The sequence below is a fragment of the Thioclava sp. GXIMD2076 genome, assembly GCF_037949795.1.
In the GTDB taxonomy this organism is placed as follows: Bacteria; Pseudomonadota; Alphaproteobacteria; order Rhodobacterales; family Rhodobacteraceae; genus Thioclava; species Thioclava kandeliae.
In genome coordinates, this window is sequence record NZ_CP149932.1 from 462046 (window position 1) to 485342 (window position 23297).

Genomic DNA, 23297 nt, shown 5'->3' on the forward strand with positions numbered 1-23297 from the left:
GTTTGTCCCGAAATCCGCTCAGGTCCTGCGCCGCCTGCCTCGCCCTTCCCAGAGCCATGCCCCGATGCTCAGCAGCGCCGCCAGCACCAGCCATGCCCAAGGCGGCAGCACCGGCATCACGCGGATATCGGCCACTTCCGAGGCTCCACGCGGCGTGATCCCGATCCAGCCGGTGCCTGCCGAGGGCCGCCCCTCGCGCACGGTGCGGATCTGCGGGATGCCATCCTCGAGCCGCGTCACGCCGCCGTTCGAGCCCGCCACCGCCTGCGCCAGCACATCGCCCGAGGCGATCGTATGCTCGTATTCACGCGGGCTGGCCGGACCCAGCGCCACAACCCGCTCCAGATCGCCCTGTTTCAGCCGGTAGAGCCCTGCCTCGGGCGCGGTCCATTGCGCTGTAAAGCGCCCCGGTGCGGTCTCCTGCAGCGCAACCGTCGTGCTGGTGCCATCGGGGCCGGTGATGGTCACAGGCCCCGCCTCTTTGGCCATGCTCCGGCGCACGATGGTAAAGCCCAGTGATCCGGGCTGGACCTCGGCAAAGAGCGCCTCTTCCTCCAGCTCGGGCTCCTTCATTTCCCAATGCGCGATCCGGCGCAGCAGCTCCAGCTGCGGCCCGCCGCCATCATAGCCGCGATCCCACAGCCATGCCTGATCGGAAGCCAGAAGCGCCACGCGCCCCTTGCCCTCGCGGCTCATCACCAGCAAGGGCGAGCCCTCGGCACCGGTCATCACCGTCTCGCCGGTCACATCACCCAGCTCGATCTGGCGCAGCCAATGGCCCCAATGCGGCGCCTCGCCATCCTTGGACGGATCCACTGGCGGTGCCCCCGTCAGCCCTGCCGTCACCGGATGGCGCAGCCCCAGCTCGGTCGGGCGCGGCAGGTAGCTTTCCGAGAAGACCCGCCCCGTGGGACGTGCCGGAAGGATATCTTTCAACGGCGTCTGCCAGAGGCTCTCGACGGTGGCGAATTCCGGCCCCGCCGAAACCAGCACCGCGCCCCCATCACGCACATATTGCGCGATATTAGCAAAATAGCCCTGCGGCAGGATCCCTCGCGCCGCATAACGGTCGAAGATGATCAGATCGAACTCATGGATCTTCTCGACAAACAGCTCCCGCGTCGGGAAAGCGATCAGCGACAGTTCCGATACCGGCACCCCGTCCTGCTTTTCGGGCGGACGCAGGATAGTGAAATGCACCAGATCGACCGCCGCATCCGATTTCAGCAGGTTGCGCCATGTGCGCTCGCCCGCATGCGGCTCGCCCGAGACCAGAAGCACGCGCAGCCTGTCACGCACCCCGTTCATCTGCACCACGGCCTCGTTATTGCGGTCGGTCAGCTCGCCCGCCACCGGCGTCAGCGAGAACTGCACCACATTCTGCCCGCCATGATCGAGCGTCAGCGGCAGTTCCAGATCCTCGCCCACATTGACCTGATAGCTCTGCGGCGAAGCGCCATCGATGGCGATCTTCAGCTCGGCAGTCTTGGGCGCATCCGTGGGCACCTGCCCCATATCCTCGACCTTCAGCCGGATCGAGACCGGCTCGCCGATGATCCCGAAACTCGGCGCGGACTGGATCACCAGACGGCGGTCCCAATCGGTTTTATGGCCCGTCAGCAGCACCTGAAGGGGCGCGGGCAGATCTGGCATCAGGGCCGCGTCATGCGCCTGCCCGTCGGTGACCATCAGCGCCCCCGCCACCCGCGCACGCGGCTCGGCAGCCAACGCCTCGGCCATGGCCGAGCCCAGAAGCGATCCGGCATTATCGGGCGCATCGCCCACCGTGATCCGGCGCAACTCGGTATTGGGCCGCGCCTCGATCTGGCGGGTGAGGTTCGCCACGGCCTCATCGGTCTGCTCGGCCCGATCCGAGAGTTTCTGGCTCGACGAGCGGTCATCGAGCAGGAAGACGATATCCGAGAGGCTCTTGCCCTCCTCCGTCTGGATCGAGGGCTGGGCAATGGCCAACAGGATCACGCCGAGCGCCAGACCGCGCAGGATCCATCCGCGCAGGCCCCGCCAGACCGCAAAGCCCAGCAGCACTACGCAGATCGCGCCCGCAATGGCCAGAATTTCCCATGGCACCAGAGGCGCCCAGATCACCGAGAGGGTGTTCATTACTGACCGAGCCTTTCCAGAAGTGCGGGCACATGCACCTGATCGGATTTATAATTGCCGGTGAGCACATGCATGATGAGGTTCACCCCGAACCGCAACGCCATCTCGCGCTGGCGCTCTCCGCCCATCCCGCGTCCCACCGGCAGCATCGGCGCGCCGCGTGCATCCACCGCCCAGGCACCTGCCCAATCGTTGCCGCCGATGACCACCGGCGTCACGCCGTCATTGAGGTCGCGGAACGGCATTCCCTCGGCCTGCGCCGCCTGCGGATTGGCCGCCTCGACCCAGATCGGCCCGTCATATCGGCCGGGGAAACTATTCAGGAGATAGAAGGTCCGCGTCAGCACATGATCGGGCGGGATCTGCGTGAGCGGCGGAATATCGAGCGGCGCGGCCAGCGCCTTCAGCCGCTGCCCCTCGGGCGAGTTGCCCATCCCCGCCATATTTGCATCGCGCGTATCGAACAGGATCATGCCGCCGCCGCGCAGAAACCGGTTGAGTTTCGCATAGGCTTGGGGGCTGGGTGCGGGCTCGTCAGCCGTCACGGGCCAGTAGATGAAGGTAAACAGCGCCAGATCATCGGTTTCGAGGTTCAGCGCCATCGGCGTCGAGGGCTCGACCGTGGTGCGCGCAAAAAGCGTATCCGACAGCCCCTGAAGCCCCGCCTGCGCGATCCGGTCGACCTCGGCATCGCCCGTCACCACATGGGCCAGCACCACATTGGACGCGGCCTCGATGGCACGGTCCACCGGCATCTTTTCCTCCTGTGCCCGCGCATCGGGCGCCATCAGCCCCACCGCCAGCGCCACGATCGCAATGCCCGCCAGACGCTGCGCCCGCGGCCCTGAAAGCCTGCCAGACACGAAAAGCGAGGCCAGAATATCCACGAGAAGCGCCAGCAGGGCCAGCCCCAGTATCACACCTTTCAACGGCCGTGCCTCCTGTGTCTGCGCTCCCTCCACGGGAATGTCAGCGGCCCATAGCGCGGGCTTGAGCACCCTGTCGGGCGCCACCGCATTGAGCGCAATCGCACGGTCATCGGCGGTATAGAGGCCCGGCTTCAGATCCGGTCCGGCAGGTCCTTCGGCCAGTTTCTCGCCCGCCACACCGCCGGCATTCTCTGCGGTCGACAACCGCCCGAACCCGTCGATCAGCTTTTGCGGCACCCATGTGGTGCCCGCCAGCTCCCCCGGATCGGGCTGCGTGGGGCGGCTGGAAATCGCAAGCCGTTCAAGCATTTGCGGGAACAGCCCCGAAAGCGGCAGCGTCGACCATTCGGCATCGGCCGCCACATGGAAGAGCACGATCTGCCCGTCACCCAGCTCAGAGCGCGTCACCAGAGGCGTGCCATCGGCCAGCCCCGCAATCGTGCGATCGGCCAGATCGGGAGAGGGGTCGGCCATCACCTGTGCCTTCACGGTGACATCGGGCGGCACGGTCAGCCCCTCGAAGGGCGAGCCCGCCGGAAATGGCGCAAGCGCGCGCGGCTGGCCCCAACTCATGGTGCCCCCGATCGAGCGCCCGCCCGCCCGCAGATGCACCGGCAGCAGGGGATCGTTGCTCAGATCGGCCGCAGCCATATGCGGACCGGCAAAGCGCACCAGAAGGCCCCCTTCCTCCACCCATTCCGCCAGACGGTCGGGCGCGGAGATCTCGGCCACATCGGCCAGAATGATCACATCGGGATTTGCCACCAGCACGTCATCGAGCGTCCCCTCGATCAGATCTGCGGTGGGTTTCAGGGCCTCGCGCAGATAATGCGCAGGGTCCAGAAGCTCCAGCCCCTCCTGCGAATTGGTCCCCGAGACCAGCGCCACCTTGCGCCGCTTGACCGCATCATCGGTCAGGCTCACAGCCCCCGCCGAGCGGATGCCCGCCACGGCAAAACGGCTCACGCGGTTGCGCAGCTCGGGCGGCAGATCGAACCGCGCCATGCCCGCAACGCCCGCCATCCCGACCGGCACACGGGCCAGTTCCCGCTCGATCCCGTTAGGGTCGAGCCCGATGGCCGTGACCTCGATGGTCGCGGTCAGCGGGGCCTGGGTGTTCACCGGAACCTCGACCTGACCATCGGTGATCTTGGCATGCCCCAGCGCGATCACCGGCGCGCCCGATTGCCAGACGGTCAGTGGCCCCCGCGCCTGCAGCGCCTGCGTCAGGCGTGCCCGGCCCGGGCGGTCGAGCCCGTCCGAAATCCACAGCGTCTCGAAATTCCCCTGCGGCAGAATCTTTGCCGGATCAGTATCCTGCGGCTCCCATGCCACAGGCTTCACCCCCGCGAGCCCCCGCGCCACCGTATCGGCATTCACAAAAGGCGGCGGCTCGGGCGGGGGATCGCTCAGCGAGATCAGCGCCACGGGCCGACCGTCGGCCTGCGCCTGCGTCAATGCCTGCGAGATCCGCTCCTGACGACGCGCCCAGTCCCGCGCCGAGGCCCAGCTGCCATCGGTCAGGATGACCAGCGGCCCCGAAGTGCCATGCGCGGACATCACGGGGTTCAGCACCGGTCCCGCAAAACCGATGATCGCGGCGGCCACGGCCAGCATCCTGAGCGCCATCAGCCACCATGGCGTGCGCGCGGCCTGCACCTCCTCATCCGAAAGGCCCAGCAGAAGCGCCACCCCCGGAAAGCGGCGGCGCACCGGCGCGGGCGGCGTGGCCCGCAACAGCAGATACAGAACCGGCAGCGCGATCAGCCCCAGAAGGAGCCACGGCGCGGTAAATCCGACAGGTCCAAGACCCCACATCAGCGCCCCCTTTCCAGTGCCGAATGCAGCCACAAGAGCGCGGCCTGTGCCGTCTCGCCCGTGTGATGGGTGCCGAACTGCCAGCCCGCCGCATGGGCCATCTGCGCCAGACGGTCGCGCCGCTCGGCCAGACGCAGCCGGTAGCGCTCGCGCAGATCACCCGCCTTGCGGGTCTCGTGGCGCAGGCTGCCCGACATGGATTCGAATATGGTGCGGCCATCGAAGGGGAAATCCTCCTCGACAGGGTCCAGCACCTGCAACATCACCCCTGTCACCCCGCGCCCCGACAACCGCCGCAGGCTTTCGGCCATCCGCTGCGGGTCGCCCAAGAAATCCGACAGGAACACCACCTTGGACTGCGCCCGCACAGCGGAGGTCTCGGGGATGCCATAGTCATCGACCTCGCCCGCCTGCGACATCATCTGCGCCAGGGTCATGATCTGCCCGCGTCCCGGCTTGGGGTTCACCAGTGCTCCGGTCAGCCCGACACGTTCGCCCGAGCGCACCGACAAAATTGCCAGCGCCAGCGCCAGAAGCCGTGCCCGCGCGCCCTTCTCGGGCCGTGCCGCACGGCCGGTTTCCATGCCGGTAAACCGCATCGAAGCCGCATCATCGACCCATAGATGCAGCGTCTGCGCCAGCTGCCATTCGCGCTCGCGCACGAATTGCGCGTCCGACCGCCCCGAGCGCCGCCAGTCCACGAAGCGGGCCTCGTCGCCCGCATGCATGGGGCGGTATTGCCAGAATTCCTCGCCCATCCCCGCACGGCGCTTGCCGTGGAACCCCATCTGCACCGTGCGCGCCAGTTGCTCGGCGGCCAGCATCAGGGGCGGCAGGGTGGAAGCTTCCTGATCGGCCGCCTGCCGCAGGCCCAGAACGGTTGCCGGGGAGCCGGTTGCGCTCACGCCGCAGCTTCTTTCATGGCTTTGGACGCCACTTCTTCGGCCACGGCCGCGATGATCTTGGTCAGGTCATCCCCCCGCGCCCGTGCCGAGAAACTAAGCGCCATACGGTGCACCAGAATGGGCTCGGCCATCGCCAGCACATCCTCGACCGAAGGCGCGAGCCGCCCGTTCATCAGCGCGCGTGCGCGCACCGTCAGCATCAGCGCCTGTGCCGCCCGCGGGCCCGGACCCCAGCTGAGCTTGTCCTGCACCAGTGCCGAGGCATCGGGTTCATTCGGGCGGCAGGCACGCACCAGATCGAGGATCATCTCGACCACGCTCTCGCCCACCGGCATCTGCCGCACAAGGCGCTGCGCCTTGAGAAGCTCCTCGGGGGTGAAAACCTCATGGGCCTCGCCCATTTCGGCCCCCGTCGTCGCCAGCAGGATCTCGCGCTCGGTCGCGCGGTCGGGATAGACCACATTCACCTGCACGAGGAAACGGTCAAGCTGCGCCTCGGGCAGCGGATAGGTGCCCTCCTGATCGATCGGGTTCTGGGTGGCCAGCACATGGAACGGACGCCCCAGCGGACGGCTCTCGCCAGCAATCGAGACCTCCTGCTCCTGCATCGCCTGCAACAGCGCCGACTGGGTGCGCGGGCTCGCGCGGTTGATCTCGTCAGCCATCAGGAGCTGGCAGAAGACCGGCCCCTCAAGGAAGCGGAAGGCTCGCGAGCCATCGGCTGCGGTCTCGAGCACCTCGGAGCCCAGAATATCGGCGGGCATCAGATCTGGCGTGAACTGGATGCGGCTCGATTTCAGCCCCATCACGGTAGACAACGTATCCACCAGCATCGTCTTGCCCAGACCGGGCAAGCCCATCAAAAGCGCATGCCCCCCCGACAGCATCGAGGCCAGAACCAGTTCGACCACCCTCTCCTGCCCTATGAAGCGCTTGTTGACCGAGGCTTTGGCCTCCATCAGCTTCGTGCCAAGCGTTTCGATTTCAGCAACAAGATCTGTAGGCTCGGTCATGACAATGCTCCGCGAAAAGTATTAGGTATAGAAAACCAGATTACACCCCAAAACCAAATAGCTAATTCTTGAGGCTGCATGACTGAGACACACAAGCCTGTGAAGACACCTAGCGCCGATGGCCTCGCGGCCGCGGCCGGGGAGGCAGCAAAAAAGGGGCCGCCGCCGGTGCATCTGTGGGATCCGCCATTCTGTGGCGATCTGGATATCGAGATCCGGCGCGACGGGACTTGGTTCTATCTTGGCACACCCATCGGCCGCGAGCCACTGGTAAAACTCTTTGCCTCGATTTTGAAACGCGAGGGCGATGATTACTTTCTGGTCACGCCCGTCGAAAAGGTGGGCATCCGTGTGGTGGATGCACCCTTTGTTGCGGTGGATGCCGAGGCGGTCGGCGCAGGCGAGGCACAAAGCCTGCGGTTTCGCACCAATGTGGGCGACGAGGTCACCGCAGGGCCTGAACATCCGATCCGCATAAGCTTCGACGCTTCGGGCGAGCCCTCGCCCTATATCCATATCCGGCGCGGGCTCGAGGCGCTGATCGACCGGAAAACTTTCTACCGGCTGGTTGACCTCGCGCAAAGCGGGAAACATGGTGAAGAAGACTGGTTAGGGTTGTGGTCGGAACACCGATTCTTCCCCATCATCCCCATGGCGGAGCTCTGAATGCCGAAATTTGCAGCCGATCTGGATCATCTGTTTTCCGACCGCCCGCTGATGACCCGTTTCTCTGCCGCCAAATCCGCCGGTTTCGACGCGGTCGAGATGCGCAGCCCCTATGATGCGCCCGCCTCGGATCTGCGCTACCAGCTGGTGATGAACGATCTTTTCTGGACCGGCCTCGATGCGCCGCCGCCCAATTATACTGGCGGGCTGCCCGGTTTTGCAGGCGTGGCGGGGCAGGAAGACCGTTTTCTGCGCGATCTCAAGCGCGCGCTCAGGGTGGCCGATGTGCTGAAATCCGGCTTTTTGACGCTGGTTGCGGGGCCGGAGGCCGATCCGGGTGTATTGGCTGCCAATCTGAAGGCCGCCTGCAAGACCCATCCCAAGGCCCGTTTCCTGATCGGGCCGGAAGGGGCGCAAAGCCCCCTGCCAGATCTGGATGCCTGTGCGGGCGTGCTGGAAACGGTGGGCGCCAAAAATCTCGCGCTCTCGGCCGATCTCGGGGCCATTCTGGCGCAAGGGTGCGACCCACTGGCCGAAATAACCCCGTATCTGCCAAAGCTCGGTCATATCCGACTGGCGGGCGCCGACGGGCAAGAGCCCAATGACATGGATCTGGCCGGTTTATGCGCCCATCTCGACGCGGCCGGCTATAAGGGCTATGTCTGCGCCAGTTACACACCACGCGAGACCACCGAAGGCGGGCTGGCATGGCTGAGACGCATCATCGGGGATGCCCCTTCCGAGGAGCCTGCCCCCAAGAAGGCACGGGGGCGGCCCCGCAAGGCGAAAGGCTAGAGCGCCATGATCAAACAGGTGATCTGCATCAATTGGGGCACCAAATACGGGCCTCCCTTCATCAATCGCCTCTATGCCATGGTCGCGCGCAATATCACGCCGCCTTTCACCTTCACCTGCTTTTGCGACAATCCCGAGGGCATCCGCCCCGAGGTGCTGACCGAGCCGCTGCCCGAGATCCCGATCGAGATCCCCAAGACAAAAAAGGGCATCTGGCCGAAATCGCGCCTCTGGGGGCCGAAGCTGGGCAGCCTGAAAGGGAATGTGCTGTTTCTCGATCTGGATCTGGTAATCACCGGATCGCTCGATGATCTCTTTACCTATGGCGACCCTGATGGCGTGGTTCTGTCACGCAACCCCGCCAAACCTTTCGAACGGCTGGGCCAGACCTCCTGCTTCCGCTTCCCCGTGGGCAAACTCCTGCCGTTGCAGGAGAAATTCTGCGCTGATCCGCTGGGGGTCGCCGAGGAATATGTCTACGAGCAGCGTTTCGTGACCCGCAATGCGCCGGGGGGGATCGACCTCTTCCCGAAAAACTGGGTGCAGCATTTCCGCTATCAATGCCTGCCGACCTTCCCGCTCAACTGGATGCTGCCCGCGCGCAAGCACCCCGATGCGCGGGTCGTGATCTTCCCGGGCGGGGTCTATCCGCAAACGGCGATCGAGGGCGGCTGGCAGGGGCGCGAGGGGTTCACCCTGCGCGACCACCTCGCCAATTTCCCGAACCGTCCGGCCAACGAGGGCTCGGCCTTCCGCTATCTGCGCCATTTCATGAAACCTACCCCGTGGATCGAGGAGGCGTGGCGCGAGTAACTCTCGGGCCGCTCTGTCTCAGGCGGGCTGTGTATCGGCACAGCCCAGAGCGGGGCTCTCGGGCTCCAGCGTGACATGGGTCAGTCCGAACCGCGAGACCAGCATCGCCTTGGCCCGCGCGATGGTCTGCGCGTAATCCGCGCCCTCCGCCAGCACCAGATGCGCCTCGCACGAGGTCCGCTTCTCGTCGATCTGCCATAGATGGACATGGTGGACCCCGACGACCCCCTCGATCTGGCCGAGCGCCTCCTTGACCTCGGAGGTGTCACGCGCGGCAGGCGCGCCCAGCATCAGGATGCGGGTGACGGGTTTGAGATCGCCAAAGATATGCCACAGGATGAAGACCGAAATCAGCACAGTCAGGATCGGGTCGACCATGCGCCAGTCCCAGATCAGGATGACCGCGCCGCCTATGATGACGGCCACCGATGCGCCTGCATCGGCCAGATTGTGCAGGAAGGCCGCGCGGATATTGAGGCTGTCTTTCGAAAGTTTGAAGGTCAGAGCGGCGGTGCCCAGATCGACCACCAGCGCCAGCCCCGCGAGGATCAGCACCGTCCAGCCCTCAACCTCCGGCGGGTCGATCATGCGGCCCACCGCCTCGACCACCAGCCAGATCGAGATCAGGATCAGCGTGATGTAATTGGTGAAGGCGGCCAGCACTTCGGCGCGGGACCAGCCGAAGGTCATGGCCGCGTCATGGCCGCGCCGCGCCAGACGCCGGGCCCCAAACGCAAGGATCAGCGCTGCCGCATCGGAGAAATTATGCACCCCGTCGGCCACCAAGGCCATGGACCCCGCCAGCGCTCCGCCTACGACCTGCGCGACCGTCAGCGCCATATTGATCGCCACCGCCCAGATCACCGCCTTGTCGCCGCTATCGGGGTCGAGATGATGGTGATGGTGGTGCCCGTGGTCATGTGAATGACCATGATGGTGATCGTGCGGCATGCGTAGCCTCCCTTTACACCCCACCCTAGCGCGCAGCTGGCCGATGAACAGCCAGTCCGCGCATCACGGTCCTGTGATCAATGCGCCTCGGCCCAGGACATGCCCTGCCCCGCATCGACGATCAGCGGCACGTCGAGCTTCACCGCAGGCTCGGCCGCCCCTTCCATGACGGCGCGCGCCGTGGCGATGAGCCGGTCCACATCGGCCTCGGCCACCTCGAAGATGAGTTCGTCATGAACCTGCAACAGCATGGTCGCATCAATGCCCCTGATCGCCTCGGGCATGCGCACCATGGCACGGCGGATGATATCGGCGGCCGCCCCCTGAATGGGCGCGTTGATGGCGGCGCGTTTGGCAAAGCCCGCCCCCGGACCTTTGGCATTGATCTCGGGGGTGTTGATCCGGCGCCCGAAGAGCGTTTCCACATAGGAATGCTCTTTGGCAAAGGCGGTAGTGTCGTCCATATATTGGCGGATACCGGGGAAGCGCTCGAAATAGCGGTCGATGAAGCCCTGCGCCTCGGCGCGAGGAATCCGCAGATTGCGCGCGAGGCCGAAGCCCGAGATACCATAGATGACGCCGAAATTGATCGCCTTGGCCTGACGGCGGATCATCGGATCCATGCCCTCGAGCGGCGTGTTGAACATCTCCGAGGCGGTCATCGCGTGAATGTCCACGCCCTCGCGGAACGCCTGTTTCAGCGCATCGATCTGCGCCACATGGGCAAGGATGCGCAGCTCGATCTGGCTATAGTCGAGGCTGACGATCCGGCGGCCTTCGGGGGCCACAAACGCCTCGCGGATGCGGCGGCCCTCTTCGGAGCGAACGGGGATGTTCTGCAGGTTCGGGTCGGTCGAGGCGAGCCGTCCCGTGTTGGCCCCCGCGATGGAATAGGAGGTATGGACGCGGCCCGTTTCAGGGTTCACATGGTTCTGGAGCGCATCCGTATAGGTGGATTTCAGCTTGGAGATCCCGCGCCAGTCCAGCACCGCCGAGGCCAGCTTGGCGGCTGCGGGGTTGCGGTCTTCCATCGTGGTGATGTCTTCGAGCACATCCGCGCCGGTCGAATAGGCGCCGGTCTTGCCCTTCTTGCCACCCTCGACGCCCATCACGTCAAACAGGATCTCGCCCAGCTGCTTGGGCGACCCCACATTGAATTTCTGGCCCGCGATCTCGGTAATCTCGTCCTCAAGCTGGGCCATCTTCTGGGCAAAGACATTGGACATGCGCGCCAGCACCGAGGCATCGACCTTCACGCCCGCCATCTCCATATCGGCCAGAACCGGCACGAGCGGGCGTTCCTCGGTCTCGTAAATGGTGGTGGCCTTCTGGGTGTGGAGCTGCGGCTTGAACAGTTGCCACAGGCGCAGGGTGATATCGGCATCCTCGGCGGCATAGGCCACGGCCTTGTCGACGGGCACCTTGTCGAAGGTGATCTGGGATTTCCCCGAACCGATCAGATCCTTGATCGGGATCGGCTGGTGGCCGAGGTAGCGGTCCGAAAGCGTGTCCATGCCGTGGCCATGCAGCCCTGCATGAAGCGAGTAGGACAGCAGCATCGTATCCTCGATCGGCGCCATGCGGATGCCGTGGCGGGCGAGGATCTTGAAATCGTATTTCATATTCTGCCCGATCTTGAGGATCGAGGGGTCTTCCAGCACGGGCTTGAGAAGCGCGAGCGCCTCCTTGAGGTCCATCTGTTCGGGCGCAAGCTGGGCACCGCCGAAGAGATCATCGCCGCCCTCGGTATGACCGAGCGGCAGATAGGCGGCCTCGTTGGGGGTGATGGCCAGCGAGACGCCAACCAGTTCGGCCTGCATCTCGTCCAGCGAGGTGGTCTCGGTATCGATGGCGAGCCAGCCGCATGCGCGGGCGCGATCAAGCCATTTGGCAAGCGTCGCGGCATCCTTGATGTGCACGTAGGTCTCGGGGGTGAAGGGGGCCGCTTCGGGGAGGGTCACTGCGCTCCCCCCCGCCTCGGCGGCCCCGCCCGCGGCTTGCGCCACGGGCTCTGGCGCGGGTGGCGGCGTGGTGCCGGATTTCTCGGCGACACGGCGGGTCAGCGTGCGGAATTCCATCTCGTTGAGGAATTTCATCAGCGTCGCTGGCTCGGGATCGCGGACCTCGAGATCGTCCAGCGTGAAATCGATAGGCGTCTCGGGATCAAGCGTCACCAGTTTCTTCGACAGGCGGATCTGCTCGGCATTGTCGATCAGGGTCTGGCGGCGCTTGGGCTGCTTGATCTCTCCCGCGCGCTCCAGAAGGGTCTCCAGATCACCGAATTCATTGATCAGGAGCGCCGCCGTCTTGATACCGATCCCCGGAGCGCCCGGAATATTATCGACCGAATCGCCTGCAAGCGCCTGCACGTCGATGACCTTATCGGGGGTGACGCCGAATTTCTTCTCGACCTCGTCGGGGCCGATCTGGACGTTCTTCATCGGGTCCAGCATCTCGACACCGCCGCCCACCAGCTGCATCAGATCCTTATCGGAGCTGAGGATCGTCACACGGCCACCGGCCTCGCGTGCCTGACGCGCGAGAGTGGCGATGATGTCATCGGCCTCATAGCCCGCCAATTCCTTGCAGGCGATATTGAACGCCTCGGTAGCCGTGCGCGTCAGCGGGATCTGCGGGCGCAAATCCTCGGGCATGGCATCCCGATTGGCCTTATACTGGTCATAGAGATCATTGCGGAACGTATGGCTGCCCTTGTCGAAGATCACCGCCACATGGGTGGGCGCGTCCGAGCCCTTGGCCTCTTCGACATATTTGAAGAGCATGTTGCAGAACCCCGACACCGCCCCGATCGGCAGCCCGTCGGATTTACGCGTCAGTGGCGGGAGCGCGTGATAGGCTCGGAAGATAAACGCCGATCCATCGATCAGATGCAGGTGGCACCCCTTGCCAAAACCTTCCGCCATTTTTCTTCCCTTCGGTCAGCTTCTACATACCCGTATTCCGAGACGTTATTGGCATGATCCGCATCTTTCTTCCAGTTCTGACGGGACTTTCTTTTGCGCCCGTCGCCCGCATGGTTCGGGCGCCGCAACCGGCGATGGGAAGAACGGGAGGATCGGCTGTGGTCCGGCGAAAGCGGAGCCTGTGGAGCGGACGGGACAACGGACGGGGCAGCCGCCGCGCGGATCAGGGGGCAGGCCCCGTAGGGCCGGACTGCAACCACCGGCACATGGCCGACCGCCAATGCCCGAAGGCCAGTCGGGGTGCGATATCCCGGACCTCGGGCTACCGGACCTCAGGCGGCCGCGTCAGCCGCACCTGCCAGCATCTCGGCACCGACAAATCCCAGAAGTCCGCGCCACGCTGTTTCATATGACTCAGTCCAGTCGCGGCCCAGCTGGATCGCCAATGTCTCGACCAGCGCATCGACCACCGCGGGATAATGCTCGGGCCGCGCCCCATAGCCCTGATGGTCCCGCCCGAGCCGGCGCAGCGCCCGCGACAGATCGTCGGGCGCGTTGGCATAGGAAAGCAGGAGCTGCAGCGCCCCCGAGAACTTGTCAGCCTGCCTTGCGAGCGAGCGGGGAAAGAGCGGCTCCAGATCGGGGTGGCGCGCCAGCAGGAACAAATAGAAATCCTGCATCAGGCAGGGCCTGCGCGACAGCGCCAGCGCATAACTTTCCCGCACGATCGCAACAGTCGACTGGTCCAGCACGACACAACTCCGCTTCAACTCTAGGGTGAGAGTAGAAGACGGCTGTTTAACGAAGACCTAAGACCGAAACGCCCGTTGACTCAAATTTGAATCGCGCGGCGGATCAATGTCCCGCTTTGGCGCGGTCGATCACATATTTCTTGTCGCAATAGCCGCATTCGACAAAGCCGGTGTCATGGGGGATCGACAGCCAGACACGCGGATGGCCCAAGGCCCCCACACCGCCATCACAGCACACTTTCCAAGAGGTCACGACCTCGGTTTCGGGCGCATCGGGAGCGGTTACAGCGGGGGTCGTTTCGGTCTGGGTGGTGGCGGTCATCGATAGCTCCACTATATTGAGGTCAGGCAAAGGTGCCCTGTTCTGGGGCCTATGATACAGCAAGGCGAAAAGGACCGGCAAGTGGCAGGATCGGCAATCGAGATCAAAGGTTTACGCAAAACTTACGCGGGCTCGCGTCACGCCGCCCCGAAAGAGGCGCTGAAAGGGCTGGACCTCGATATCCCCGAAGGCTCGATCTTCGGCCTCCTCGGCCCCAACGGCGCGGGAAAATCGACCACGATCAATATCCTCGCAGGGCTTGTGCGCAAAAGCGCAGGTTCGGTGAAAATCTGGGGCTTCGATCAGGACGAGAACCCCCGCCAGTCGCGCGCGGCCATCGGGGTGATGCCGCAGGAAATCAACATGGACCCGTTCTTCAAACCGCGCGATCTGCTGGAATTACAGGCGGGGCTTTACGGTGTGCCCAAGGCCGAGCGCTGGACCGACGAAATCCTCGAACTGGTGGGCCTCGCAGATAAGGCCGAGACCTATGCCCGCAGCCTCTCGGGCGGGATGAAGCGCCGCCTGCTGCTGGCCAAGGCGCTGGTCCACAAGCCGCGGATTCTCGTTCTGGATGAGCCAACGGCGGGGGTGGATATCGAGCTGCGCAACATGCTCTGGCGCAATGTCCGCAAACTCAACGAGCAGGGGATGACGATCATCCTCACGACGCATTATCTGGAAGAGGCGCAGGAGATGTGCGACGAGATCGCCATCATCAATCATGGCGAGCTGATCGTGCGCGACAGGACCGAGGCGCTGCTGGCCCAGATGGATGCCAAGACCATGCTGATCACGCCGATGAATGATGCGCCCGACATTACCCTGCCGCAGGGTGTGCAGCTCAACCGTCGCGCCGACGGGCTGCTGGCGTTCGACTATAACCGCCACCAGACCTCGGCCAATGCCATTCTCGATGCGGTCCGCGCCGCCAATATCGAGATCGCCGATGTCAAAACCACCGAGGCCGATCTGGAAGACGTGTTCCTCTCCCTCACCTCGGGCCGCTAGGGAGGGGGCAACGCCCCCGACCGGTTTTGTCGGGGCCTCGATGGCCGCGGCAAAACCGCCCCCCTCAGAACAAAAAAGGGCACCCCGAAAGGTGCCCCCTTCCCCGCAACGGGAAACCTGGTCGGGAAAGCGCCCTCAGGCCGCTTTCAGTTGCAGCTCGCAAGGCGCGATAAACTCGCCATGCAGCGCCGCAATCACCGGCTTCAGGCTCGGGCGCTCCAGCACAAACTGCACATCCACATTGCGCGGACCCTGCGTCGCGCCCAGCGCTTCATGGCCTGCCGCCGCAATCGCCTGCAGCCCGCGTGTCAGCGTGGAGAGCCCGTTCAGATCGCGCCCGATGATCGAGGCCATCGCCAGAGGCCGCGCCGAGACCTTGGCCGAGGGGTAGATCCGGTTCAGGTCCTTCTCCACCTGCCGCGCCACTTTCAGCGAACAATCGACATAATGGGTAATCGTATTGGCATTCGACGCCTTGGAGATGATACGCACATCATGGCGCGTCAGCACCTCGAGGATCGCGGCATCATAGCCCTTCACCCCCACCATATCCTGCTCGAACAACTCGAGGGCGAGGATATCTAGGCCAGTGATGATCTCGACCGCTGGAGTATCCGCCGGTTTGTCATCGATCAGCGTGCCCGGATCCTCCGGCTCGAAGGCGTTGGTCACGCGCAAAGGCACCTCGGCCTGACGCAGCGCCTTGGCCGCCTTGGGGTGGATCGCCTCCATCCCCATATTCGACAGCTGGTCCGCCACATCATAATTGGTATGGCCCAGCTTGCGCACGGCCTCCTGACCCACAAGGTTGGGATCCGCCGAGGACAGGTGGAATTCCTTATGGATGATCGCCTCGCGCGCGCCGGTCAGAGCCGCCAAGCGCGAGAAGGTCACTTCGGAATAGCCACGGTCGAACTCGGCCATCAGCCCCTCGACGCATTGGGCATAGCCCGTGACGATCGGCATCTCGGAGGTCAGATCCACGCCCGCGAGCCCCGCCTTCAGGCGGTCCTCGAGATCGTATTCCGCCTCTTCACGCCAGCCCGACAGGTCCACGAAGCGCGCGTTCACGCCCGCGCGTTGCAACATCAGCGCGGTGACATAGGCCGAATGTGCCTCGCCCAGCCCCGACAGCATCTCGCGCATGGCCAGCATATGGTCCGACAGACGGAAATGCCCGTAGGAGCACAGTCTTCCGAGATCGATCAGGCAGTTGCGCGCACCATCGATCCGGTCACGCACGAAACTGTCAGCCGCGCCCAGATCGGCGGGATGGTCGAGCACCTTGCGATGCGCCTCTCCCATGGCCTGCGCCACGCTATCCAGCGCTTCCAGCCAGCCGTGATCGTTATCGGCATCGGCGAAACGGGCATAGACCCCGCGCTCGCCGGTCTTCTTGTGCTCAAGAAGCAGGTTGGTGATGCCGCCGAAGGCCGAGACCACGAAGACGCGCCCGTAAATGTCTGCGCCCTCGCGTGTGCCGATGAACAACGTGTCGCGCAGTTCGCGCACACGGCTCATCGACGTGCCACCGATCTTCTCGACGGTATGAGCGGGATATTGCGGTGCACTGGCCATGATGGCTTACGCTTTCTCCATTTCGTCGGCCGGCGCATAGGAGCCGTCCTCACGATGGACTTCCTTGCCGGTCACCGGCGGATTGAAACAGCAGGCCATGACCAGATCCGCACCTTCATCGGCGATCAGGCGGTGACGGTCATGGAGGTTGAGCGCATACATCACGCCCGGCTTGATCTCGTGAGTCTTGTTGCCGTTATCCAGCTCGATGATGCGCCCCGTGCCGGACATGCAATAAACGCTCTCGAAATGGTGCTTATAGTGGAACTCGTGTTCCGAGCCTGCTTCCAGCGTGGTGATATGGAACGAGAAGTTCATATTGTCATCGGCCAGCAGCATGCGGACCGAGGTCCAGCGCTCGTTGCCTACGTTCTTGTCGGTGTGCTTCAGTTCGTTGAAATCGCGTACAATCATATTGATCTCCTATCGGTTTTGGGAAGGAAGCGCCCGGGGACGCTACACCAGTCACCAGTCCGGGTTATTGGCCAGCGGCCTCGGATGCTTTCACTTCACGGGCCGACTGGATCAGGATGTCCAGACCTTCGCGGAAAATCGCATCCGGTGTGGTCAGCGGTGCCAGCACCTTGACTACCTGATCCTCGTTGCCCGAGGTCTCGATCACGAGGCCCTTCCCGAAGCAGAGGCCGCAGATCTCGGAGGCGCGTTCGCCGGTTCCGACATCCACACCCTGCATCAGGCCACGGCCCTTCAGGAAGGCACCGTCGAACATCTCGGCAACTTCGGACAGCGCGGTGGTCAGCACCACGGCCTTATCGGCCAGCTGGCGCTGGAAGGCGTTATCGGCCCAGAACTTCTCGATCGCGGTTTTCGCGGTCAGGAAGGCATGGGTATTGCCGCGGAAGGTGCCGTTGTGCTCGGCAGGGCCCATCACGTCATGCTCGGGACGCACCAGAACCAGCGCCATCGGCAAGCCCATGCCCGAGACCGATTTCGCCATGGTGACAATATCGGGGGTCACGCCCATCTCCTCGAAGGAGAAGAAAGTGCCGGTGCGGCCACAGCCTGCCTGAATATCATCAACAATAAACAGCGCGCCATGTTTGCGGGCCACGGCCTCGACGCCGCGCACGAACTCCGGCGATGCGGCATTCAGACCGCCCTCGCCCTGCACGGTTTCCATCATGATCGCGGCAGGCGCATCCACCCCACCCGAGGCATCCGACAGCATCTGGTCAAGAAGCGCCACCGAATCCACGCCATCGGCATAGTTATCGAATGGCATACGCGTCACGCCTTGCGGCATCATGCCGGCACCGCCGCGGTGGTAGCCATTGCCGGTCGCGGCCAGCGCGCCCATGGTCACGCCGTGGAAGCCATTGGTGAAGGCGATGATATTCTGGCGGCCCGTCGATTTGCGCGCGATCTTCATTGCGGCTTCAACGGCATTGGCGCCGGTTGGGCCGATGAACATCAGCTTGTGGTCCATATCGCGCGCACGCAGGATCAGATCCTGGAACACCTCGAGGAATGCGCCCTTGGTATCGGTATGGAAATCGAGTGCATGGCCCAGCTTGTCACCCGTCAGGTGATCGACCAGCGCCTGTTTCATATCGGGGTCGTTATGGCCGTAATTCAGCGAGGAACAGCCTGCCAGAAAATCGATGTAGCGCTTGCCATCGGCATCGAACAGCTCCGAGCCACGGGCATGGGTAAATACGGTATCGAAACCACGGCAATAGGAGCGGGCGTCAGATTCGCGTTGGGTAAAGATCGACCGATCGTTTGTTTTATCAAACGGCATAAGAACCTCTTGGGTTTGGTATTTCTGGATGATGGAAGGAGGGGGCAGCCCTTAGGCCGCCACTTTTGCCTCTTCCTCGAAAGTAATGGTGACCATATGCTCGGTGGCCGCATGGCCGTCGAAATGATCGTCTTCAGTGAAATGTGCCTTGGAGGTCAGCTCGCCGCCAGCCGAGCGGGCGAAGGACCTGAACAGGCCCCATGAGGCCTCGTTCGATTTGGTGATCGTCGTTTGCAGGCGTGTGCACTGCGCCGCTTCGGGACGGTCGAGCAGATGGGACAGCATACGCTTGCCCAGCCCCAGACCACGCGCTTCGGGCGCCACAGCAACCTGCCAGACGAAGAATGTATCGGGTGCCGAAGGGGTGATGTAGCCCGAGACCCAGCCCATAGGCGCGCCGTCTTTCTCGACCAGCACGCAGGTGTCGCGGAAATGGTCGCATTGCAGCAAGTTGCAATACATCGAATTCTCGTCGAGCGGCTTGCAGCGCGAGATAAGCGACCAGATTTCTGATCCGTCCTCGGCGGACGGCTTCCGGAATGTAAGCTTGGGCTGTTTCATGACTTCGACTGTCGGCACGATTTCATTTCCTCAGTTGCTTCGCTAATCTAATTAGATCATCGAAGCATAAATTTCAATATTCAAAGTAATTTTCTTTTCCAACATTGAAAATTAGAGCGATAATTTGCTAATAACCCTTATGTACCCTAAGTGAAATGGGGATAAAATCTTAGCTCAACTAAAGGAGATCGTAATTGCCTGCCGCCTCCAGCTCTGCAATATTAAGCCATTCGAAGCTTCTAACCAGTTATGGAGACGGTATGAGCAGCGACCGTACCGATATGAGTCTTATTGCCCTGCGCCGTATCCTGCGCGCGACCGAACTGTTTGGCCGGGATCTGGCCAAATCTGCCGGGCTGACGCCCGTGCAATTCCGCGTGCTGCAAGTCGTGGCGGAAAAGGGCTGGTCGACCGCCAAGACCATCTCGATGCGCATGGGGGTCAGTCAGGCCACCATCACCTCGCTCGTCGACAAGCTGGTCGACAAGGGAATGGTCAAACGCCAGCGTTCGGAAATCGACCGCCGCCAGACCGATATCGTCATCACCGAGGCCGGTCATCATGCGCTCGACGAGGCCCCCGACGCCCTGCAGCAGCGCTTCGTGAAGAAATTCGAGGGTCTGCAGGACTGGGAACAGGCACAGCTCGTAGCCTCGCTGGAACGGGTCGCCGCGATGCTCGATGCCAATGCGATGGATGCCTCTCCGGTGCTGCATTCGGGCGATATAATGCCGCGACAATAAGCCGTTAGAAGAGGCTTGCAGATTTCCGTTTGACGCCCGCTTCCATGCGGTGTCCCATGGGACCATCGCCCGAGTGACGCGTTGCTGGTTCAGACGGAGATCCCATGCCCATCGAGAATGCCCCCTTCAGCCTGCCCGAATATCAACGCCGGATCGCGCTGGTGCGCCAATCCATGGCCGAGCGCGGGCTGGATGTGCTGTTTGTCACCAACCCTTCCAACCAGTTCTGGCTGACAGGTTATGACGGCTGGTCCTTCTACACCCATCAGGGCGTGATCCTGACAATGGAAGGCGACCCGATCTGGTGGGGCCGGATGATGGATGCCAATGGTGCCAAGCGCACCGTGTGGATGAGTGACGACCAGATCCGCTGGTATGCCGACCGCATGGTTCAATCCGACACCGTGCATCCGATGGAAGATCTCGCCTCCCATCTGCGTATCCTTGGCCATGGTCAGGCGCGAATCGGGGTGGAGATGGAGACTTATTTCTACACCGCCCGCGCCCATGCCGTGCTGGCCGAGGGGCTGCCCGAGGCCACGCTGGTGGATGCCTCGGTGCTGGTGAACTGGCAGCGGCTGATCAAATCCGACGAGGAGCTGCGCTTCATGCGCCGTGCCGCGCGGATCTCGGAACTGGTGATCACCCGCGCGGTCGAGCTGATCGAGCCGGGCTATCACAAGCATGATCTGGTGGGCGAGCTGTACAAGACCGCCGTGCAGGGCGAGGATGACAGCTGGGGCGATTATCCCGCCATCGTGCCGATGCTGCCATCCGGCGCGGATGCCTCGGCCCCGCATCTGACATGGAATGGCGAGGCGTTCCAGAAAGACCAGATGACCTTTGTCGAGCAATCGGGTTGCTACCGGCGTTATCATGCGCCGCTCTGCCGCTCGGTTTACCTGGGCAAGCCGCCGCAACATATGCTGGATGCCGCCGAGGCGCTGACCGCGGGGCTGAATGCCGGCATCGAGGTCGCCCGCCCCGGCAACCGTGCCTGCGACATCGCCCGCGCCCTCGATACCGAATTGCTGAAAGTGGGCATCGAGCGCCCTGCCCGCTGCGGCTATGCGGTGGGCTGCTCCTACCCGCCGGATTGGGGCGAGCATACCGTCTCGCTGCGCGCGATGGACGAGACCGTGCTGCAACCGGGGATGACCTTCCACTTCATGCCGGGGCTCTGGATGGACGATTGGGGGATGGAAACCACTGAAACCATCCTCATCCGCGAGGATGGCCCCGCCGAGCCTTTGTGCAATATCGAGCGCAAGCTCTTCGTGAAGGACTGATCATGTCGGACCTCCAGCGTGCGAAGGCGATTCTGGGCGACCTGATCGGCTTTGCCAGCATCTCGTCGGAGAGCAATCTCGATATTATCGGCTATTGCGCCCGTCACTTGGAGGCGGCAGGCGCGCGGGTCGAGGTCTTGCGTGATCCGATGGGCAGGAAGGCCAATCTCTGGGCCACGTTGGGGCCGGAGGGCGATGGCGGGCTGGTGCTGTCGGGGCATTCCGATGTGGTGCCGGTGGCAAACCAGAACTGGAGCTCGGACCCGTTTGTGATGCGCGAGGAGGACGGCAAGCTCTTTGGCCGTGGCGCCTGCGACATGAAGGGCTTTATCGCCTGCTGTCTGGCCAAGGCCGAGGAGCTGGCGATGATAGCCCATCATCAGCCGATCCATTTCGCCTTCACCCATGACGAGGAGATCGGTTGCTTCGGTGCCCGCGCCCTGACCGAGGTTCTGGCCCAGCGCGGGCTGCGGCCCCGCCTATGCGTGATCGGCGAACCCACCGAGATGCAGGTAATCGAAGGCAACAAGGGCTGTTGTGAGTATAGCGTGACCTTCTCGGGGCTCGAGGGCCATAGCTCGGCCCCCGAGCGCGGGGTGAATGCGGTGGAATATGCCGCGCGCTATATCGGGCGACTCCTCGACCTGCGCAGCGATCTGGTCGCCCGCGCGCCCGACGGATCGCGGTTCGACCCGCCCTGGACCACGCTGAATGTCGGACGGCTCGAAGGGGGCGTCGCGCATAATGTGATTGCCAATCATGCAGTTCTCGATTGGGAATTCCGGCCCGTGAGCATGGAGGATATGAGCTTCGTGAAAACGGAAGTTGCCGGCTATGTCGAAACCCTGCTGGGCGAGATGCGCCGGACGCATCCCAACGCCTCGATCACCACCGAAACCATCGGCGAGGTCGCGGGACTGGAACCGATGCCCGAGAATGCCGCGCGCGATCTGGTCTTCGGCCTGACAGGGCGTAACGAGGCGTCCTGTGTGCCCTTCTCGACCGAGGCGGGGCTGTTTCAAGCGCTGGGCACCGATGTTGTGATCTGCGGGCCAGGATCCATTGCGCAAGCGCACAAGCCTGACGAATTTGTCAGCCTTGACCAGATGCAAACCTGCCTGAGCATGTTCGATCGGCTGATATCCGACCGTTCATAGGCAGAAAACCGTTCATGGGGCAATATTTACGATAATTACGGAACTTGCGGAACCGGCGCGTTTTTCGTGTGTTATGGCGACAGAGACAAAGGAGTCGCATCATGACCAAACTACTTATCCCCGCCTTTATTCTGGCCTCGCTTGGCGTATCCGCCTGCTCGACCGTGCATGGCTTCGGGCAGGACGTGACGACCGCAGGCCATGTGGTCCAGCGTGAATCCATCGAAGCCGCACAATAAGCGCATCCTGACAAACTGCAGGCCCCCGCAGAGCTTTCAGCCGCGGGGGCTTTTACTTGCCGAACAAAGCCCTCGCCGAAAAAGGGCTTAACGCTTGGCTCCCCAAGAGACCGACGCATATTGGCGTGTATAGAATTCGCCCATCAGCCCGATCATCATAAGCGCCAGCCCGACATAGAGTGCGTAGTGCCAGCTCGAGAAATGCGGGTTGTAATTGATGAAGGTAAAGCCCCTCGCCTGATCGATCGTGTGAAAGAGCGGATTCCAGTTGAACAGGACCAGCATCTTATGCGGCAGGGTATTGGCCAGAAACATCTTGCCCGAGGCGATCATATTGGCGCGGGAATAGATCTGGTGGATGACCCGCACGACATCGGGAGCCCAGGGTTTTGCCGCCAGCAGGACCATGCCGATGGCGGCGCCGGTGAACCAGCTCAGAAACACCATCCCCATCGCCCCTACCCAATCATAGATAGTGATCGGAGTGAAAGCGGCATGGTAGAGATAAAGCACCACGATCATCGAGAGCAGCTGGATATAAAGCGCGCTCAGGGCCGCCGCCGAGATCGAGATCGCAGTCGTCATCGGTGCGTGCTTCATCATCGCCGAGGTCGGGCCCTCTGCCCCGAAGACCGCGCTCATCGCCTTGGTATGGGTCAGGAACAGGAAGATCCCGCTCATGATATACAGAAGGAAATCGCCCCGCACCGCGCTGCCGCGCAGCCCCAGCACACCGAACATGATGTAGAAGGTGAAGACGAGGATCACCACCTGCAGCATATTGAGCAAAAGCCCGATGACCGCGTTTCCGTGGCTTTTGCGCAGCTCGCGGACGGTCGCGTGATAGATCAGCCCCAGAAGACTGAAGCCCGACCCGATCGTTGAATTACTCTGTTGCGCTTTGAACATAATCCCGCACTCTGCCGCGTAAGACACAATATGTCTTGC

The 23297-nt window shown here is 63.1% G+C and carries 21 protein-coding genes; 8 read left to right on the forward strand and 13 right to left on the reverse strand.

Annotation, left to right across the window (positions count from 1 at the left end; translation table 11 throughout):
• Positions 1 to 18 precede the first annotated feature (18 nt).
• Genes WDB91_RS02320 through WDB91_RS02335 form a run of 4 tightly spaced genes read right to left on the reverse strand, consistent with a single transcriptional unit; the run spans position 19 to position 6786 of the window.
• Complete coding sequence (locus WDB91_RS02320; RefSeq protein WP_339113556.1) at positions 19 to 2121, reverse strand: hypothetical protein; 2103 nt, start codon at positions 2119 to 2121, stop codon at positions 19 to 21.
• Positions 2121 to 4868 carry a DUF4159 domain-containing protein gene (locus WDB91_RS02325; RefSeq protein ID WP_339113557.1) on the reverse strand — a complete coding sequence of 916 codons (2748 nt, stop codon included), beginning with the start codon at positions 4866 to 4868 and terminating at the stop codon, positions 2121 to 2123. Before WDB91_RS02325 ends, WDB91_RS02320 begins: the two co-directional genes overlap by 1 nt.
• Positions 4868 to 5743, reverse strand: a complete 876-nt coding sequence (locus WDB91_RS02330) for a DUF58 domain-containing protein (RefSeq protein WP_339114437.1) — start codon at positions 5741 to 5743, stop codon at positions 4868 to 4870. The genes WDB91_RS02325 and WDB91_RS02330 overlap by 1 nt, the downstream gene beginning before the upstream one ends.
• A gap of 26 nt (positions 5744 to 5769) precedes the next feature.
• A complete protein-coding gene (locus WDB91_RS02335) occupies positions 5770 to 6786 on the reverse strand; it encodes a MoxR family ATPase (RefSeq protein ID WP_339113558.1) in 1017 nt (338 codons plus the stop codon).
• 78 nt (positions 6787 to 6864) lie between these two features.
• Here WDB91_RS02335 and WDB91_RS02340 point away from each other — a divergent pair, with 78 nt between their 5' ends.
• The 3 genes from WDB91_RS02340 to WDB91_RS02350 are packed head-to-tail and all read left to right on the forward strand — an operon-like array spanning position 6865 to position 9060.
• Positions 6865 to 7452 carry a DUF1285 domain-containing protein gene (locus WDB91_RS02340; protein ID WP_339113559.1) on the forward strand — a complete coding sequence of 196 codons (588 nt, stop codon included), beginning with the start codon at positions 6865 to 6867 and terminating at the stop codon, positions 7450 to 7452.
• Positions 7453 to 8247, forward strand: a complete 795-nt coding sequence (locus WDB91_RS02345; protein ID WP_339113560.1) for a TIM barrel protein — start codon at positions 7453 to 7455, stop codon at positions 8245 to 8247.
• Between the two features lie 6 nt (positions 8248 to 8253).
• Positions 8254 to 9060 carry a glycosyl transferase gene (locus WDB91_RS02350; RefSeq protein WP_339113561.1) on the forward strand — a complete coding sequence of 269 codons (807 nt, stop codon included), beginning with the start codon at positions 8254 to 8256 and terminating at the stop codon, positions 9058 to 9060.
• A gap of 18 nt (positions 9061 to 9078) precedes the next feature.
• Here the strand turns inward: WDB91_RS02350 and WDB91_RS02355 are convergent, their stop codons facing one another.
• The 4 genes from WDB91_RS02355 to WDB91_RS02370 form a co-directional block, all read right to left on the reverse strand.
• Positions 9079 to 10011: a cation diffusion facilitator family transporter gene (locus WDB91_RS02355; RefSeq protein WP_339113562.1), complete on the reverse strand. Its 933-nt coding sequence runs from the start codon at positions 10009 to 10011 to the stop codon at positions 9079 to 9081.
• Positions 10012 to 10088: 77 nt separating this feature from the next.
• Entirely contained in the window at positions 10089 to 12935 is a 2847-nt protein-coding gene (polA, locus tag WDB91_RS02360; protein WP_339113563.1) for a DNA polymerase I, read from the reverse strand.
• Between the two features lie 332 nt (positions 12936 to 13267).
• Positions 13268 to 13687, reverse strand: a complete 420-nt coding sequence (locus tag WDB91_RS02365) for a globin domain-containing protein (protein WP_339113564.1) — start codon at positions 13685 to 13687, stop codon at positions 13268 to 13270.
• A gap of 103 nt (positions 13688 to 13790) precedes the next feature.
• Complete coding sequence (locus tag WDB91_RS02370) at positions 13791 to 14009, reverse strand: zinc-finger domain-containing protein (protein WP_339113565.1); 219 nt, start codon at positions 14007 to 14009, stop codon at positions 13791 to 13793.
• An 81-nt stretch (positions 14010 to 14090) separates the two neighbouring features.
• Between WDB91_RS02370 and WDB91_RS02375 the strand changes: the two genes are divergently transcribed.
• Positions 14091 to 15020, forward strand: a complete 930-nt coding sequence (locus tag WDB91_RS02375) for an ABC transporter ATP-binding protein (RefSeq protein WP_339113566.1) — start codon at positions 14091 to 14093, stop codon at positions 15018 to 15020.
• A gap of 135 nt (positions 15021 to 15155) precedes the next feature.
• Here WDB91_RS02375 and WDB91_RS02380 read toward each other — a convergent pair whose 3' ends face one another.
• The 4 genes from WDB91_RS02380 to ectA form a co-directional block, all read right to left on the reverse strand.
• Positions 15156 to 16598: an aspartate kinase gene (locus tag WDB91_RS02380; RefSeq protein WP_339113567.1), complete on the reverse strand. Its 1443-nt coding sequence runs from the start codon at positions 16596 to 16598 to the stop codon at positions 15156 to 15158.
• A gap of 6 nt (positions 16599 to 16604) precedes the next feature.
• Positions 16605 to 17012 (reverse strand): ectoine synthase, encoded by a 408-nt coding sequence (locus WDB91_RS02385; protein WP_339113568.1) that lies wholly within the window; start codon positions 17010 to 17012, stop codon positions 16605 to 16607.
• A 64-nt stretch (positions 17013 to 17076) separates the two neighbouring features.
• Complete coding sequence (ectB, locus tag WDB91_RS02390) at positions 17077 to 18360, reverse strand: diaminobutyrate--2-oxoglutarate transaminase (RefSeq protein ID WP_339113569.1); 1284 nt, start codon at positions 18358 to 18360, stop codon at positions 17077 to 17079.
• 51 nt (positions 18361 to 18411) lie between these two features.
• Positions 18412 to 18921 (reverse strand): diaminobutyrate acetyltransferase, encoded by a 510-nt coding sequence (ectA, locus tag WDB91_RS02395; RefSeq protein ID WP_339114438.1) that lies wholly within the window; start codon positions 18919 to 18921, stop codon positions 18412 to 18414.
• A 260-nt stretch (positions 18922 to 19181) separates the two neighbouring features.
• Here ectA and WDB91_RS02400 point away from each other — a divergent pair, with 260 nt between their 5' ends.
• From WDB91_RS02400 to WDB91_RS02415, 4 genes are all read left to right on the forward strand, one after another.
• Complete coding sequence (locus WDB91_RS02400; protein WP_339113570.1) at positions 19182 to 19664, forward strand: MarR family transcriptional regulator; 483 nt, start codon at positions 19182 to 19184, stop codon at positions 19662 to 19664.
• A 104-nt stretch (positions 19665 to 19768) separates the two neighbouring features.
• Positions 19769 to 20953: a M24 family metallopeptidase gene (locus WDB91_RS02405; protein WP_339113571.1), complete on the forward strand. Its 1185-nt coding sequence runs from the start codon at positions 19769 to 19771 to the stop codon at positions 20951 to 20953.
• 2 nt (positions 20954 to 20955) lie between these two features.
• Positions 20956 to 22110 carry an acetylornithine deacetylase gene (gene argE / locus WDB91_RS02410; RefSeq protein ID WP_339113572.1) on the forward strand — a complete coding sequence of 385 codons (1155 nt, stop codon included), beginning with the start codon at positions 20956 to 20958 and terminating at the stop codon, positions 22108 to 22110.
• Between the two features lie 101 nt (positions 22111 to 22211).
• Positions 22212 to 22349: an entericidin, EcnA/B family gene (locus WDB91_RS02415; protein ID WP_339113573.1), complete on the forward strand. Its 138-nt coding sequence runs from the start codon at positions 22212 to 22214 to the stop codon at positions 22347 to 22349.
• Positions 22350 to 22436: 87 nt separating this feature from the next.
• On the opposite strand, the gene WDB91_RS02420 is transcribed toward WDB91_RS02415, so the two are convergent.
• Positions 22437 to 23258, reverse strand: a complete 822-nt coding sequence (locus tag WDB91_RS02420; RefSeq protein WP_339113574.1) for an ABC transporter permease — start codon at positions 23256 to 23258, stop codon at positions 22437 to 22439.
• Between the last annotated feature and the right edge of the window lie 39 nt (positions 23259 to 23297).